We start from the raw sequence: 15,865 nt of genomic DNA, 5'->3' as shown, positions 1-15,865 counted from the left end.
CCTCGATCATGGACGCGAGTCCACCCCGGTTCACTCTCCTGCCGCACGCGCGCGGACCGGACTGGCCCGCCGGATGCCGTACGGCTGCATCCGTGTCTCGGCCCGCCGCACGTCCCACGCCGCGCCGACCGAGGTGTAGCTGGTGAGTGCCGCGAGGAAAGCCGTGCGCGCCTCGTCGAGGCGGCGGTACTCGGCGAGCAGGATCGCGGCGTCCTCGCTGGCGCGAGCGTGTTTGAGCATCCGCCCGGCGGCCTCGTAGTGCGTGGCGGCGCCGAGGATCGCGTCCGGATCCGCGGTGACCAGGCCCCGGCAGTGCGCGGTCGCCGCGGTGTGCGACGGCGGAGTGTCGTATCCGCTGGTGTCGCCCATCAGCCGCAGTGCCCGGAACGCGTGCGGCTGGTCGCCGAGCTGCATGGCTAGCCGCGCGAGGTCGGGCAGCCACTGCTGACGCGCCGCGGGCGGGTAGTTCTGGTCCAGCAGCGGGAGAAGCGCGGCGAGCGCGGCGTCCGGATCGCCTTCCAGCTCGGCGAGCTGAGCGCGCGCGGCGAGCAGGTAGTCGCCGCCGTTCGGTTCGAGGCCGTGCGGGAACTGGTGCCGGGCCGCCGCGTCGAGATGCGCGCGCGCCTCGTCCGGTTCGTCCCGGTGACTCGCGATCAGCGCGCCGACACCGTGCACCAGCAACGCCGATCCCGGACTGCGCAACACATACGACGCGGTTTCCGCGCCGCCCCGGATCACCGTGTCGAGCTCGGCCAGTGCCTCGCCCCAGCGGCCGCGCCAGTAGTAGTGCACCGCGCCGGCCAGGTGCATTTCCCCGGGCACCGCCCGGGTCGCGGCCAGCCGACGCGCGGTGCTCAGATCCGCGTCGTTGTCGAGCCCGTCCAGCACGCCCAGTTCGGACAGATCCGGTGCGGCCGCTTGATGGTCGACGGCGAACCGTTCGATGGTCACGCGCAGGGTTTCGTGCCGTCCGCGCCACATCTCCGGCACCTTCGGATCGGCCAGCGTACGGCGGACTTCCGCCGAGGCTTCGGCGAATTCGCCGCGGCGGTAATAGATGTAGGCGAGGATCCAGCGCATTTCCGCGGCCTGCCTGCTGTCCTTGGTGCGCGCGACGACCGACCGTGCCTCCGCCTCCGGCTCCCGGCCGAGCCAGAACAGCAGCCGGGCGAGCGTGGCGGTGAGCGGTTCGCGGGCCTCGGCGGGCAGAACGGCCTGCTTGACCACCTGTTTCAGCAGGTCCACCGCGATCCGCGGCGACTGCGCGGCGACCGTGCCGATGTGCTCGACCAGCCAGTTCGCCATCCACGGGTCCACCTGCGCCGGCGCGGCGGCCAGTTGTTCGGCGACGCGTTCCGCGCCTGCACCCGCTCCGTCGAGCGCTTCGGCCAGTTGCCGGTGCAGGGCGACGCGCATCGCGGCGGGAGTCTTTTCGTACAACACGCGGCGCAGCAACGGGTGCCGGAACTTGAGCAGATCGCCGGACTCGACCAGCACCCCCGCGGTGAGCGCTTCTTCGACGGCGGGCACGAGCGCCGTCGGCGCGCGTTCGGTGGCGATCGCGATGTCGGCGAGCGAGAATTCCTTGCCCAGCAAGGCCGCCCAGCGCAACAGGTCTCGCGCGGAGCTGGAGAGGAAGATCAGGTACAGCGTGATCCGCGAGCCGAGCGGCGACGGGATCGAGCGGCACGAGGAACCGTCGACGATCGCGTGCGCGCCGTCGAGCAGGATCATCGAATTGGCGAGCAGGGTTTCGACGATTTCCGTGGCGTAGCGCGGATTTCCGGCGGCATGGCCGAGCAGCACCGAGAGCATCCGGTTCGGCGGCGCGCCGGTCAGGTCGGCCGAGAGCTTCCGGATCTCGTTGTCCGGCAACGGTTCCAGTCGCAGCAGCGAGGTCGCGCCGGACGACAGGTCCGCGGCGAGCGCTTCGAGCGCGGCCGAGCGGGGGAGCGGGCGGCTCGCTCCGACGAGCAGCAGCGGCAGTCGCCGGGTCTCGCGCGCGAGGTGCTGCCACACCTGCAACGTCGTCTCGTCCGCCCATTGCAGATCGTCGACCACGAGCGCGAGCGGCCCGTCCGCGCACAGCTGCCGCACCAGTCCGAGAATGCCCTGAACCGGGTCCAGCTCCGGGTTCTCGGCGAGCGCCACCGCCAGTTCCGCGCGGCGCAAGTCCGAGGCCCGCGGGTGCACGCCGAGCGCGTCCAGCAGCGGACGCAGGGCAAAGCCCTGGTCGAGCGAGTCCGCGGCGGCGAACAGTGCGGGGTAACCGGTTTCGTGTGCCAGCGCGACGGTTTCGGCCAGCAGCGCGGTCCGGCCGATTCCCGGTTCGCCCTTGACCCACACCGAACGGCCGAGGCCGCCGCCGAGACCGGCGACGGCTTCGCTGAGCAACTGCAACTCGTCTTCCCGCCCGACGAACGTCGCCGGACGCGGCGGCAGGACCGGCAACGGGAAGCGGGGAACCTTCGTGACGGGCACGGGCGTCACCGCCGCATCGGCGGCCAGCAGCTTTTCGTACAGCTCCCGCAGCGCCGGACCCGGCTCGGTGCCAGACGCTTCGACCAGCCGCTCGCGCAGTTCGGTGTAGACGGTCAGCGCCTCGTGATGCCTGCCCGTCTGGTCGAGTGCTCGCATGAGCAGTCCGTGCAGCGGCTCGCGGAACGGGTGTTCCGCGGCGAGCTCGCCGAGCTGCGTGACGAGCCCGGCGGACTCGCCCGAGTCCATCGCCAGCTCGGCCCGGCGTTCGACGGTCGCCAGCCGCAGCTCCTCCAACCGCACCCGCTGCGCGGTGGCGTAATGCCCGGAGAGACATTGCAGCGGCGTGCCGTCCCACTCCGCGAGAGCCTCGTCGAGCACGCTCCGCGCCTCGGCCCGGCGTCCCTCGGCGAGCAGGCGGTTGCCGAGGTCGCGCAGCGCACTGAAGCGGTGGACGTCGATCTGCTCCGGTTCGACGCAGAGCGAGTAGCCGGACCCGGTGGACGCGATCAACCGCGATTCGGCGCCCTTGCGGCGGCCCGGTTCGAGAACGCGGCGCAGTCCGGAGATATAGGTGTAGATGCTCCCTTGCGCACTGGCCGGGGGCGCGTCGCCCCACACTGCGTCGATGAGCACTTCACGGGAGACGGTGCGGTTCGCCGAGAAGGCGAGCACCGCGAAGACTGTGCGCCGATGAGCAGAACCGAGGTCGAGCTGCCGGTCGCCGAGCCAGGCTCGCACCGGTCCGAGCAGCTGGATTTCCGGCGCCGGGACGCCGCCGGATGCCGACATCGGTCTCCCTTCACGCGCTGACGGATCGTCACACGCCGGATGCCACTGGTGAGCTTACGCCGAAAAGGTGACGTCGCGGGACCGCCCCGGGTTGCTTTTGCCGGTCTTGTCCAGCGAATTGTCTGGTGGACATGGTCCCGGGGGAGGCCCGGCGGTGAACGCCGGGCAAACCGGCGGGGCGGTCCGGCAGGCACACCTGCCCCGACAAAGGGGCATCGGCCAGGCTCCCCGGTTTCCGGACGGGAATCCCTGCGGCAGCCTCGACGAGGAGCCCGCGCGCCCGATTCGCGGCTTCGGCGCGGCGACGGTGAGGAGGAGGCGTGGACCCGGTTCCGGCCCCGGCGGGGGCGAGGTTCGCGGCGGCGATCGACGCGGCGAACGCCTGTTTCGGCACGGTGAACAGCGAAATGGCGGCGCTGCAGGCGTCGTGGCGCGGCGAGGCGGCGGTGCGGTTCGGCCAGGCGATGAACGATTGGGAGCAGCAGTTCGATCGCATTCTGGCAAGTCTGGCAGATCTCGTGGACGTCGCGCGCGGTACGGGCGCGTCCACCACCGCAAAGTGCTCAGATGAGCGCGTGCGGTGCGCCGACCACCCATGAGCGGCGATCCCGGCTTCGACCAGGCCGCCGAGGTGCTGTCCCGGATCCGCCGCACGACCGGCGACCTCGGCGCGGTGCTCGCCGAGCTGGAGTCCGCGGTGGAACCCGAGGTGGCCGGCTGGCCCGCCGCGGCGCGGGCCCGCTACCGGGAGGCCAAACGGGAGTGGGCCACCGCGCTCGACCGGATGCCCGAATGCCTCGACCGGGCGGCGCAAGCGTTCCGCGAGATCTCCGGTCCAGAGCCGAAAAGAGGCCTTTGAACAGCGAAAACCCTGGTTTTCTTCACCGGCCTTCACGAGCGCGCCAGAAAACGTGAAGTCTCGCCCGCCACACTGCGTCCAGGCAATGTGGAGGGGGTTAATCGTGAAGCTCGTCAAGGTCGCAGTGCTCGCCTCGGACCCGATCACCCGGGCCGGAGCCGCGAGCCTGCTGGGTTCGCGCCCGGAACTGGTCCTGCTCGGCCACGACGCGGCGAGCCAGGCGGACGTGGTCCTCGTGATGGAGGAGCACGTGACCGACCGGGTGCTGTCGCAGGTGCGGGACCTCGGCAGGCAGTCCGAGCAGCTGACCGGACCGCATCTGGTGATCGTGGTCGACCACTTCCGCGAGAGCGACCTGATGACGGCCGTCGAATGCGGGGTCGTCGCGATCCTGCCGCGCCGCGAAACCGGCGGCGGCGAACTGGTCGCGGCAGTGCTGGCCGCGGGCGACGGCACGGCGACGCTCCCGCCGCGGCTGCAGGGCGCGCTGCTCGCACAGGTGCAGCGAATGCGCCGCGACGTGCTGGAGCCGAACGGCCTCACGCTGTCCGGCCTGGCTTCGCGCGAATGCGACGTGCTGCGGCTGGTCGCCGAGGGCTACGGCACCGAGGAGATCGCGACGAAGCTCTGTTATTCGGAGCGGACGGTCAAGAACGTGCTGTACGGCCTGATGACCCGATGCGGTCTGAACAACCGTGCGCACGCCGTGGCCTATGCCCTGCGCGCCGGCGCGATCTAGTGTTCTGACCCATGGCGCAGACGGCGGTAGAGATCGCTCGCGGAGTGCGGGCAGGAGAGCTGGACGCGGTCCAGGTGACCGAGGAAGCCCTCGCCCGGATCGCTGCGGCGGACGGCGTCGTCGGCGCTTTCCGCCGAGTGCGCTCCGCCGAGGCCCGAGCCGAAGCCGCCGAAGTCGCGGCCCGCCCGGACCTGGCTTCGCTGCCCTTGGCCGGCGTCCCCGTCGCGGTCAAAGACGTCACCGAGGTCACCGGCGAATACCTGGGCTGGGGCTCTGAAGCAGGCCCTCGCGCCCTCGCGGACGCCGACGGCCTGATCGCCGCCCGCCTGCGCGCAGCCGGCGCGGTCATCGTCGGCCTGACCCGCGTGCCGGAGCTGTGCATCTTCCCGACCAGCGACGACCCCGCCGGAATCGCCCGCAACCCCCGTAACCCGACCTTCACCGCAGGCGGTTCCTCCGGCGGCAGCGCGGCCGCGGTAGCCGCAGGCCTGGTCCCCATCGCGCACGGCACCGATGGCTTGGGATCCATCCGGCTGCCCGCCGGAATGTGCGGAATCGTCGGCCTGAAACCCGGCCGCGACGTGGTCCGCGAAGAAACCCCAGGCTGGTTCGGCCTCTCCACCCACGGCCCCCTGACCACGACGGTCGCCGACGCCGCCCTCCTGATGTCCGTCCTGGCCGACCGCCCGGAATGGGCCACCCCGGAGACGCCCGGTCCGCTGCGGATCGCGACCTCGACCCAGGTCCCCTTCACTCGATCCCCCCTGCCTCGCCCGCTTCGCGCCGCCGTCGACCAGGCAGCCACACTCCTTTCCGTTCGCCATTCGGTCTCGCCCGCGACGCCCGCCTACCCCCTCCGCGCCCTGGGCGGCCTGCTCGCCCGCTGGTTCGCCGGCCCCGCCGAACAAGCCGCCGGTGCCTTCGACCTGTCGCGTCTCCAGCCCCGCACGCGAACTCACGTCCGCCTAGGCCGCCTGACGTCGCGCCTGGTCACCGACCGAGCCCGCGACGAATGGCAGACAATCGCGGCGCGGTTCTTCGAGTCGCACGACGTGCTGGTGACTCCGACACTGGCGACGCTCCCGCTGAAAGCCCGCCGCTGGCACCGGAAATCCTGGCTGGCGAACGCGATTCCGTCCTCCCGGGTGGCCGCTTTTACCGGCCCGTGGAACCTTGCCGGATACCCGGCACTGTCGGTCCCGGTCGGCCGCCACCCCGTTCACGACCTGGCGACCTGCGTACAACTGGTGGCCCGCCCCGGTGGCGAGCCGGTCCTGCTGGGGTTGGCGGCGGAACTGGAATCAGCGAACCCTTGGCCTCAGACGGTCTAGGGCCACGTGTGGTCCGTGAGGGAAGCAGAGTCCCTGAAGGTCGCCCTCACGGACTTGGCCGGGGCGTACGTGGCGGGCCGCGACTGCTGACGCGCACCGCGAATCCCTGAGGGCGGGCCAGCTTCGCGCGGTGGTCCGTCCTTCCCCGCTGCGGGTGAAAGGCCTGCTCGGATAACCGCAGTAAGCCCGCCACCCCGTTGTCCGGGCTGGCGGGCTTACTGCGGATTGTGGATCAGCTGCTGGGCTTGCCCGCCGCCTGCGGCTGGGACTTCGCACCGTTCGCCGTCGAACCGTTCCCGTTCTTCGCGCCGTTTCCAGCCGCGCTTTCCGTCGCCCCGCCACTCGCGGACGAGCCGTTCCCGGTCGTGGCCTTGGCACCCGAACCGTTCCCGCTCTTCGGCTTGGGCGACGGCGCGGCCTTCGTCTCGACTGGCCCCGGCGAGGGGTCCGGCTTCGCCGGGTCATCGCCACCGACCAGCTTCGAGGCGGCGGGCAGCACCGATTCCGACGGCAGTGCCGTCAGCAAGCTCTCGCTGCGCCCGAGGACCTCGTCCGCCATCGCCAGGTTCTTGCGGGCCTGTTCGCGGATCTCGGCGAGCCGCTCGACCTTGCGCGTCGCCGCGGTGGTGCGCTGGGCCGCCTGCGTGGTGGCCTCGTCGAGACGGCGCTTGGCCTCCGCCGTCGCCTCCTCGACGCGGCGAGTCGCCTCCGCGGTGGCTTCCGAGATGCGGCGCTCAGCCTGATTTTTGCTGGCCGTGCGCTGGTCGGCGATCATCTTTTCGTGCGCGGTGCGCTCGGCGGTGATCTTCGCGTCGAAGTCGCGCTCGATCTTGCGGCGCTTGCGCTCGGCTTCGTTGTCGAGGAGTTCCCGGCGCTGCGCCGCCTCGACCGTCAGCCGCTGCACTTCGGCGCGGGTTTCCTTCAGCGCGGCCTCGTGCTCCGAGTGCAGCGCTTCGGCCTGCTTGTCCAGTTCCTCGACCAGGCGGTGGTACCGCTCGCGCAGCTTCGTGGACGCCTCGGTGGACGACGCCCAGTGCTTCTCGGCCGCCACCTGCGCGCGCTTGGTGATCTCCTCGGCCCGCGCGTTCGCGAGCGTGACAGTGCGCTGCATCCGCTCGTCCAGGTCCTCGAGCCGCTCCGGCGGCTTCATCAGTTCCTCGACCCGCGACTGCAGCTTCGACACCTCGCCGCGCGCCGTCTCGAGTTCGCGCGACAGCGTGGCGACCTGGGCGGCCGCCGCGTCGCGGTCGGTGATCAGCCGGTGCAGCTGGCCTTCGAGGTGGTCGAGGTACTGCCGCACCTCGGTGCGGTCGAAGCCGCGCCAGGCTTCGGTGTACTCGCGCCGCAGCGGGAGGAGGCCGTTGTCTCGCTCGGGAACCATGCCCACGACCGTACCCGCGCACCTGGCGTGCGTGCCGCCAGGAGTGGTGAATCACCGCCCCGGGTCGATTCTTCGTGGCGATCTCGCCTGAACGGCCTCACCCGCCGCGCCGAGCCGTCACTACCAGTGGAACCCGCGCGACAGCCGGGCCAGCGCCATCGCCGCGCGGGACAGGTGTTTCTCGCCCCTTCCGATCTTCAGTTTCCCGCTGCCGCCCGCCGCCGCGGAGTCCGGGAAGATCCGGAAACCCTGGTACGCGATCGCGTCGGTCAGCCCGGGCGCGAGCGTGTAGGTCAGCCCGATCGCCTGGCCCGCCGGGGTGCCGATGTGCTTCGGACGCTGGACCAGCGCTTTCAGCACCATGTCCGCCGCCTGCTCCGGCGATTTCGTGGGGAAGGCGTCGTAGATCTTCGTCGGCCGGATCATCGGCGTGCGCACGAGCGGCATGTGGATGGTGGTGAAGGTGATCCCGTCGCCGTGCGTTTCGGTCGCCGCGATCCGGGAGAAGTAGTCCAGCGCGGCCTTCGACGCGGCATAGGCGGAAAAGCGCGGCGCGATTCCCTGCACGCCGATCGAGGAAACGTTCACGATGTGCCCGAATTTCCGCTCCGACATGTGCGGCAGGACCGCCAGGATCAGCCGCACCGCGCCGAAGTAGTTGATCGCCATCGCGCGCTCGTAGTCGTGCATCCGGTCGTACGACAGCTTGATCGACCGCCGGATCGACCGGCCGGCGTTGTTCACGAGCATGTCGATCCGGCCGTGTTCGGACAGCATCGCGTCCACGGCCTTGCGCACTGAATCCTCGTCGGTGAGGTCCGCCGGGTACACCGACGCGGTGCCGCCCGCCGCGATGATCTCGTCGCGCACCTCTTCCAGTTCGTGCTGCCGCCGCGCGACCAGCAGCGGCACCCCGCCCGCCGCGGCGACCTTCAGCGCGGTCGCCCTGCCGATGCCCGACGACGCGCCGGTGATGATCACCCGGCGGCCGTCCAGTTCGCCGCGCGGACCGTGCTTGCGCGCGCGGAACGGGTCGAGGTGTTCGCGCCAGTAGCGCCACAGCGTCGAGGCGTATTCCTCGAGTCGCGGCACCTCGACGCCGCTTCCGGCCAGCGCCTTGCGCGTCTCCGCGGACGCGAACACCGACGGGAAAGCCATCGTTTCCAGCAGTACCGGCGGGATGCCGAGCCGTTCCAGCACCGCGTCGCGGGCGATGGTGAATCCGGGAATGTGCTCGCTGAGCTTGACCAGCCCGACGATTCCCTTCGACACCTTGTCGCCGAGTTGCACGGTGATCGTCGGCGCCCCGGCGGCGCGGGCGAACGCGTTGTAGACCGACACCACCGGCTGCGGTTCGGGGTTCACGAGGTGGAAAGCGCGCCCGTCGAGCCCCGGCGTGGCGACCAGCTCCAGCATGGCCTTCGCGACGTAGTCGACCGGAACCACGTTGGTGTCGCCCAGATCCGGGCCCGCGGTCGGGAGGTCGGGCAGCCCGGCGAGCCTGCTGATCGCGGGGAAGAGGTAGTACGGACCGTCGATCTTGTCCATCTCGCCGGTCTGCGAATCGCCGACCACGACCGCGGGCCGGTACACCCGCCACGGCACCTCGTGCTGGTCCCGGACGAGTTTCTCGGCCTCGAATTTGGTGCGGTGATACGGCGTGATCAGCCGCTGTCCCACGTCGAACATGTCCTCGGTGAACAGTCCTTCGTGGTCGCCCGCGACGGCGACCGACGAGACGTGGTGCAGGCACCCGGCGTTCAGGTCCGCGGCGAGGTCGATGACGTTCTGCGTACCGTCCACATTGGCCCGGATGCTGGTTTCGTCGTCGGCGGTGATGTCGTAGAGCGCGGCGAGGTGGATGACGTGGTCGACGCCGCGCAGCGCCTCCCGGTCCGCTTCGGACACTCCCATCAGCGGTTCGCCGAGGTCGCCGGTCACGAGCGTCACGCGGTCCGGATGCGGCCATCCGTCGACGAGCGCGGCCAGCTTCTCCCGCGACGACGCGCGCACCACCAGCGCGACCCGTTCCACGTCCGGCCGGGTGAGCAGCTGCCGGGTGACCTGGCGCCCGATCAACCCGGTCGCGCCTGTCACCAAGAACGTCGCCATCTCCATCACCCTCCGCCGTGCCGCCGCCTGGACCCATGGGCATTCTGCTGCATGGACGCCGCCCTGACCACAACGCGGCAGGGTGAGGTTACTCGCAAGTAACTTAGCGGCGGAACGGGGTCCCGCAGGTGGCGGCGGATTTCCGCGAACGACGGGCCGGTCAGAAACTGCGCGAACGGACCCCTCGCGCGGTTTCAGCGGGCCGCGAGGGGACCCCTCACTCCTGATCCGGCACCGGAAGCGCGGTCAACGATCCGTGAGAGCCGCGGAAATCGGATTCAATGCCAGGAACTTGAGCCCGTGTCGCGGGAGCGTCGCGCGGTGCGCTCGCCCGGTCCGGCGGTCACCTCAAGCGTCTCTTGCTCACGGACAGGAAGATCTCCGGCATCGCTCCTTATGCCGGGTCGGCGATCACGACGCGGTTCTCCTCATACCCGTCGCTCCCGCCGATCCAGCGCCCACCGCAGGTCACCAGGACCACTCGATGCGGACCGGCCTGCCCGAAGAGGTCGTCGGCGCGGCTCGGCAGATCGTTCTTGTGCACGGTGACCAGCTGCGAAATCCGGTACCGGCTCGTCTTGCCCGCGCGGTCCACGATCGTCACCACGCCGCCGATGCGCTCGCTCCACAATTCCGAGAACGGCCCGGTCGCACCGCGCCAGTTCACGTGGCCCGCGAACACGCTGGCGCCGCTGACCGCTTCCAAATCCGCGCCCCACCACGCCGCCTGTCCGATGTCCGACGGCACCGGAAGCGTGTTGCCCGGCCCGAGGTCCTGGCGCACCATCGCCGCGGTCCCGCCGCCGGGCAGCCGGATCGTGCCCGGCGCCTGCGGTCCCGGTTCCGGAGCTTGCCGATGCTCCGCGGGCGCGGCCGGCGGTGCGGCCGCGGAACTGCTCGGCGGTGCCGCCGAACTGCTCGACGGCGGCGGCGCGGGAGCCAGCTGCTGCGGGGAAGCGGCCGGAACGGCGGCGGCGACCGGGGACGCGCTCCCGGCCACCACCGTCGTCGGCGGCGAACTGATCACGACCGTCGCGAGTTCCACTGCCAGCACGCTTGCCGCGCCGAGCACGAACCCGCCGACCAGCCGTCCTTTTCCGGTCATCTGTCCTTGCTGCTTTCGCTTACCGCCGGGCCGACCGCCGAGCGGCGAACCCGACCAGCGCCGAACCGACGAGCACCAGCGCCGCGAGACCCGCGATGCCACCCGTGGAGAAACTCGTCTCGACGGTGCCCTTGGCCATCGTCACCGGCAGGTCGCCGGCGGGAATCGCGTGCGGCACTTCGTTCGGCGTGTTGGCCACAGTCAGGGCAAGTGTGCCGCCCGGCGTCAGCGACCCGCACGCGGCGGGCGGGTTGTTCGGGTCGAACGCGTTGGTGTAGCCCGGCGGCGCGTTCACCTCGACCACGCAGACCTCCTGCGGGGCCAGCAGGTTCTCCACCGTCGCGGTCCCATTGTCGCCGCTGGTGGTGACCACGGCGGGCTGCCCGTCGGGCCCGGTGAGCGGCTTGCCGTCCTGGCTGGTGGCCGCGGTCTTGCGGTCCTTGCCGGTGACCCGCAGCGTCGCGCCGCCGATGCCCTTGCCGGTCTTGGCGTCGGTCTTGGTGACCTGCACCTTGCCCGGCTTCGCCACGGCGACGACGCCTTGTGCGGTCAGTCGCTTCTCGCCGCCGGTGCCGACGACGCTCTGGATGCCGTCCTTGGTGTTGACCGGGTTCTGCACGGTCGGCTTGTCGGCGGGCGCGGACAACGACGCGACGAGCTTCGGCTGGTCGCCAGTCGGCGTGACCTTCGCCGTGACTGTGCCGTTCGCATCGGTCTTGATCGTCGTGTCCTTCTGCGCGGCCTGGGGCGCGGGGTTGCCGGAAGAGGAATCGGACGCCTTCTCCGCGTCTGCCTGCTTGTCTGCTTGGCCGACCGTCCCGTCGGTGGCGGTCAGCTTCACCGGAACGTCCGGAATGCCTTTGCCCTGGGAGTTCTTCACCGTGACCGTCCAGGTCGCGGGCTGGCCGAGGTGCTGATCGCCCTTCGGCGCGGTGACCGACGCGGTCCACGGACCGCGGTTCGCCTCGGCCTCGGCCTTCATCTTGGCCACGTCGTCCTTGGCGGCCGGGGTGAGTGCGTTGAGGTACTTCTGCTCGGGATAAGCCGCCTTGTCCGGGGGCGTGCCGAAGTCCGTGTCGCCGGGAGCGTGTGTCTTGGCAGTCCACGAGTGCAGCAGGTGGGCCAGCGCGGCGGCCTCGTCGTTGTTCGAGGTGTTGCCGTAGCGCAGCAACAGATACGAGATGTTGCCCGCGACGTCGGGCTGGAGCTTTTCGCCCCACTTCGTCAGCAGCTCATCGCCTGGCTGGTACGCCTCGTCGCTGCCCGGCGCCTTCAGATGGAACCGAACGCAGAACACGTTCTTGCCGCCCACCTTGTACGAGCCGAGCCAATCCTCGTAATCGGTGCCGCCCTCGTTGTGGACGATCGTCAGGCCGGGGCCCTTCACCGCGCCCGCGGCGGCGGCCGGGGTCGTCCCTAATGCGGTTACGGAGAGTGCGCCGAGCAGTGCGGTCGCGACCAGTCCGGTGGCCGCGCGCCAGCGAGCGCGCGGGCGTGAGATCCACCCCATGGTGTGTTGGCTCCTTCGACGTGCCTGCCGACGCCTGAACGGCGTCCTCGCAGTTCACCTGATCGAACAACTCCCCGACACGCGTTCGGTCACTTCCCGGACACGCGATGTGAAGGTTCGCGGGTCACCATGGGGGTTGTCTAGAGACCATCGGGTGACCTGCGGTGAACGGTCGTGACCTTCATCGCCTACGGTGGCCGTAACGGGGGTCGCCCCACCCGTGCGGGTGATGAGTAAAATCGGCTTTACCCGAACGGGAACCAGCGAGCCGCCGCGGTCGTTGAACCCGATGCAAGGTGCCATAAAGTCCAGGAGGACAGGTGCGTTCCAGCAGCAACCCGGCGTTCCGCAATCTCCCGCGCGGCGCGGCCGCGACCGGGCAGTACGGGCCGAACGTCGGCTTCGACCAGCCCTACGGCCAGCCGCAGGGCCAAGGCGGCGTCCCGGGTTACGGCCCCGGCCAGATGGGCACCGCCTCCGCCGACCGTCCGATGACGGTCGACGACGTCGTCATCAAGACCGGCATGTCGCTCGGCGTCGCGCTCGTCGTCGGCGTGCTCACCGCGATCTGGGCGCAGTCCCAGCTCGTGCGCGACTCCCTCGGCAGGCTTTCGCCGAGCGGTCCGCTCCTCGGCGCGCTGATCGGCGGGCTCGTGGTGGGCCTCGTCGTGTCGCTGGTCATCATCTTCAAGCAGAAGCCGAGCGGTCCGCTCACGCTCGTCTACTCCGGTGCCGAGGGCCTGTTCCTCGGTGCGCTCAGCGGGTTGTTCGAGGTGTTCCTGCCGGGCATCGCCCTGCAGGCGCTCATCGGCACCGCGGGCGTGTTCGTCGCGATGCTGGTCGTCTACAAGACCGGCGCGGTGAAGGTCACGCCGAAGCTGACCAAGTGGATCGTCGGCGCGGTCGCCGGTGTGGCCATCCTGATGCTGGTCAACCTGGTCACCGCGGTGTTCTTCGGCTTCAACCCGCTGCGCGACGGCAGCCCGCTGGCCATCGTCTTCAGCCTGGTGGTCATCGGCATCGCCGCGTTCAGCTTCCTGCTCGACTTCGACCAGGCCGACAAGATGATCCGCGCCGGCATGCCGTCGAAGTGGGCCTGGTACGCCGCCTTCGGCCTGATGACCACGCTGGTGTGGCTCTACCTCGAGATCCTGCGTCTGCTGTCTTACCTGCGCGACTAACCGTCGTACAGGTTTCCCGGGAAGGGGCGCTCCGCGTTACGCGGAGCGCCTTTTCTGTTTTTCTGCTCCGAACCTCTGCGAGCCCCGGCGGCCGTCGTGTTGGATGTGCCCGGACGGAATCTTTCTTTCGGGTTTGCGAGGCATCACGTGAGCGTTCCCCCGCACGGGCACGGACCGCAGCAGGGCTACGGACAGAACGGCCCGTCGCCGTTCCAGCAGCACTACGGTCCGGGCGGGATGCCGCCGCGGCAGAGCCCGAAGCGAAGCTTCCCGACCCGGACCGTGGTGCTGGTCGCCGTCGCGGTGGTGGTCGTGGCGGCGGGGGTCGTCATCGGCTTCTTCACGTTCGGCAACTCGACCAGCAACACCCACGCCAGCGACTGCATGCACATCGAGAAGTCCGGCTCGACCACGACGACGAAGACCGTCGACTGCGCCGACCCCGGAGCGAACGTCAAGGTCGCGGTCGTCCGCTCCAGCCGCAGCGGCACCTGCCCGCGCGGCGACTACTACCGCTACACCACCGGCGGCAAGAACCACCGCGTGCTCTGCCTCGTTCCCAATGTGCAGCAAGGGGATTGCCTCTCCGGGCTGCAGACCGCCTCGACGACCTACCAGAAGGTCGCGTGCACGGACCCGCAGAAGAACGCGGAAATCGTCAAGCTGGTGCCCGGTGCGAAGGACCGTTCGGCGTGCGAGGGCAGTGGTTCGACCACCGCCCGCTGGTACTCCGATCCCGAGGAAGCCATCTGCATCAAGAGCTGACCGGGGCGGTACAAAGGGGCCGTCCGGACGCCCGGTTTCGGCCGTTCGTCGCACTCCGTGGGACAGGCTGCGTGCGGCGCCCGCGCGGACCTAACGTGGATCGCCGCCCGCCGCCGGGCGGGTCCCGTTGATCCCCGACACCCCCAGGAGACGTGGTGGCGACCACCGATTCCCCTGTCGACGAGCGAAAACTGCTCGACTTCCCGACCTCCTGCGCGGCTCCGGCGCCTAAACCGGAGGAGCCGGTCAAGGTTGTCCCGCTGGCCGTCGCCGCGGTGCTCGCGGTCGGGCTGACCGCCTACGTCTGGGCCGCGCACGGCGCGAAGTTCGGGGTCCTGCTCGTGCTGGGGCTGGCGCTCGGCCTCGCCCTTTTCCACTCCCGCTTCGGGTTCACGTCCGCGTGGCGGCAGCTGATCGCCGTCGGCAACGGCCAGGGCCTTCGCGCGCACACCCTCCTGCTCGGCACCGCCGCGACGCTCATCGCCCTCATCTGCGGCACCGGCGCGGGCCTCTTCGGCAGCAAACCGGTGCCGGTGGCGAACGTCGGGCCGATCGGGCTCGCGTTGTTCGTCGGGGCCACGTTGTTCGCGATCGGCATGCAACTCGGCGGCGCATGCGCGTCCGGGACGCTGTTCGCGGTCGGGGCCGGGCAGTCGACGATCGTGCTGACCCTCGGCGGTTTCATCACCGGATCGGTCCTCTACACGTGGGGCTACCCGCTTTTCACCGGCTGGCCGCAGGTTTCCGGATTCCTGCTGTCGGACCACGTCGGCTGGTTCGGTTCGTGGGCGATCACGATCGCGGTGCTCGCCGCGATCGTCCTCGCGACTCGCGTGGTGCAGAAGCGCCGCGTGCCGCCGCCGGTCGACACTGTCCCGACCGCACGCGGGTTCGCCCGGATCTTCCGCGGCTCCTGGCCGATCCTCGTCGGCGCGGTCGTGCTCGGCGTGCTGGCCGGCGCGGTGTACCTCGTTTCCGGCGGCATCTGGGGCGTTACGAGCGCGTTCAGCCTGTGGGGCGCGAAAATTCTGCAGGTGTTCGGACTGCACCCGGAGCAGTGGGAGTTCTGGCAGCTGAAGGCGAACGCGACGTCGCTGTCCAAGCCGATCTGGCAGGACAAGACGAGTCTCACCGACATCGGCATCATGATCGGCGCGTTCGTCGCCGCCGCGGCCGCGGGCGCGTGGAAGATCCACAGCTCGATCCCGTGGCGCACCGCCGTCGCCGCGATTCTCGGCGGAATCCTCATGGGAATCGGCGCGCGGCTGGCGAACGGCTGCAACATCGGCGCGTACCTCGGCGGAATTTCCGTCGGCAGCCTGCACGGCTGGCTGTGGGGCGCGTTCGCGCTTTTCGGTACCTGGATCGGGCTGAAACTGCGGCCGTTGTTCGGTTTGGGCAACCCGGTGCGCACGGACAGTATCTGCTGACGAGTGGGGACTTTTCGCAGGTCATCGCGACTGCGCGAAAAGTCCCCACGCATTTCGCCCGGCAGCGAAAAAGACTGCGTCGCCGCTTGCCGCTCGGCTAGTCTGGAGCGCGCGCAAGGGGGAACCGCGGTCGTATTGTCGCGTCGCGGGCTTGCGCATCACCACTAACAGATGGGGTTCCG

The 15,865-nt window shown here is 70.2% G+C and carries 12 protein-coding genes; 7 read left to right on the top strand and 5 right to left on the bottom strand.

Annotation, left to right across the window (positions count from 1 at the left end):
* Positions 1-30: 30 nt before the first annotated feature.
* Positions 31-3,270, bottom strand: a complete 3,240-nt coding sequence (locus L3Q65_RS29760) for a BTAD domain-containing putative transcriptional regulator (RefSeq protein ID WP_237597218.1) — start codon at positions 3,268-3,270, stop codon at positions 31-33.
* A gap of 320 nt (positions 3,271-3,590) precedes the next feature.
* On the opposite strand from L3Q65_RS29760, the gene L3Q65_RS29755 reads away from it, so the two are divergent.
* The 4 genes from L3Q65_RS29755 (at position 3,591) to L3Q65_RS29740 (ending at position 6,199) form a co-directional block, all read left to right on the top strand.
* A complete protein-coding gene (locus L3Q65_RS29755) occupies positions 3,591-3,869 on the top strand; it encodes a WXG100 family type VII secretion target (protein ID WP_182889906.1) in 279 nt (92 codons plus the stop codon).
* Positions 3,866-4,129 carry a hypothetical protein gene (locus L3Q65_RS29750; protein WP_220506765.1) on the top strand — a complete coding sequence of 88 codons (264 nt, stop codon included), beginning with the start codon at positions 3,866-3,868 and terminating at the stop codon, positions 4,127-4,129. The genes L3Q65_RS29755 and L3Q65_RS29750 overlap by 4 nt, the downstream gene beginning before the upstream one ends.
* Positions 4,130-4,232: 103 nt before the next feature.
* The gene (locus tag L3Q65_RS29745) at positions 4,233-4,868 is read left to right on the top strand and encodes a response regulator transcription factor (protein WP_237597217.1); all 636 of its coding nucleotides are present in this window, start codon (positions 4,233-4,235) and stop codon (positions 4,866-4,868) included.
* 11 nt (positions 4,869-4,879) lie between these two features.
* On the top strand, positions 4,880-6,199 hold the full coding sequence (locus L3Q65_RS29740) for an amidase family protein (protein ID WP_237597216.1): 1,320 nt from the start codon (positions 4,880-4,882) through the stop codon (positions 6,197-6,199).
* Between the two features lie 232 nt (positions 6,200-6,431).
* Here the strand turns inward: L3Q65_RS29740 and L3Q65_RS29735 are convergent, their stop codons facing one another.
* The 4 genes from L3Q65_RS29735 to L3Q65_RS29720 form a co-directional block, all read right to left on the bottom strand.
* On the bottom strand, positions 6,432-7,580 hold the full coding sequence (locus L3Q65_RS29735; protein WP_237597215.1) for a cell division protein DivIVA: 1,149 nt from the start codon (positions 7,578-7,580) through the stop codon (positions 6,432-6,434).
* Between the two features lie 120 nt (positions 7,581-7,700).
* A complete protein-coding gene (locus L3Q65_RS29730) occupies positions 7,701-9,692 on the bottom strand; it encodes an SDR family oxidoreductase (protein ID WP_182889911.1) in 1,992 nt (663 codons plus the stop codon).
* A 394-nt stretch (positions 9,693-10,086) separates the two neighbouring features.
* Positions 10,087-10,797 carry a class F sortase gene (locus L3Q65_RS29725; protein WP_237597214.1) on the bottom strand — a complete coding sequence of 237 codons (711 nt, stop codon included), beginning with the start codon at positions 10,795-10,797 and terminating at the stop codon, positions 10,087-10,089.
* Positions 10,798-10,816: 19 nt separating this feature from the next.
* Positions 10,817-12,307 (bottom strand): collagen binding domain-containing protein, encoded by a 1,491-nt coding sequence (locus L3Q65_RS29720; protein ID WP_182889913.1) that lies wholly within the window; start codon positions 12,305-12,307, stop codon positions 10,817-10,819.
* A 320-nt stretch (positions 12,308-12,627) separates the two neighbouring features.
* On the opposite strand from L3Q65_RS29720, the gene L3Q65_RS29715 reads away from it, so the two are divergent.
* The 3 genes from L3Q65_RS29715 (at position 12,628) to L3Q65_RS29705 (ending at position 15,683) form a co-directional block, all read left to right on the top strand.
* On the top strand, positions 12,628-13,488 hold the full coding sequence (locus L3Q65_RS29715) for a Bax inhibitor-1/YccA family protein (RefSeq protein WP_182889914.1): 861 nt from the start codon (positions 12,628-12,630) through the stop codon (positions 13,486-13,488).
* Between the two features lie 147 nt (positions 13,489-13,635).
* Positions 13,636-14,253 (top strand): hypothetical protein, encoded by a 618-nt coding sequence (locus L3Q65_RS29710; RefSeq protein WP_220506767.1) that lies wholly within the window; start codon positions 13,636-13,638, stop codon positions 14,251-14,253.
* Between the two features lie 152 nt (positions 14,254-14,405).
* Complete coding sequence (locus L3Q65_RS29705) at positions 14,406-15,683, top strand: YeeE/YedE family protein (RefSeq protein WP_370648129.1); 1,278 nt, start codon at positions 14,406-14,408, stop codon at positions 15,681-15,683.
* Positions 15,684-15,865: the final 182 nt, after the last annotated feature.

This window comes from Amycolatopsis sp. FU40, assembly GCF_021903635.1.
Taxonomy (GTDB): domain Bacteria; phylum Actinomycetota; class Actinomycetes; order Mycobacteriales; family Pseudonocardiaceae; genus Amycolatopsis; species Amycolatopsis dendrobii.
Note: the sequence above shows the minus strand (reverse complement) of the source record. Positions and strands in the feature narration are given on the sequence as shown.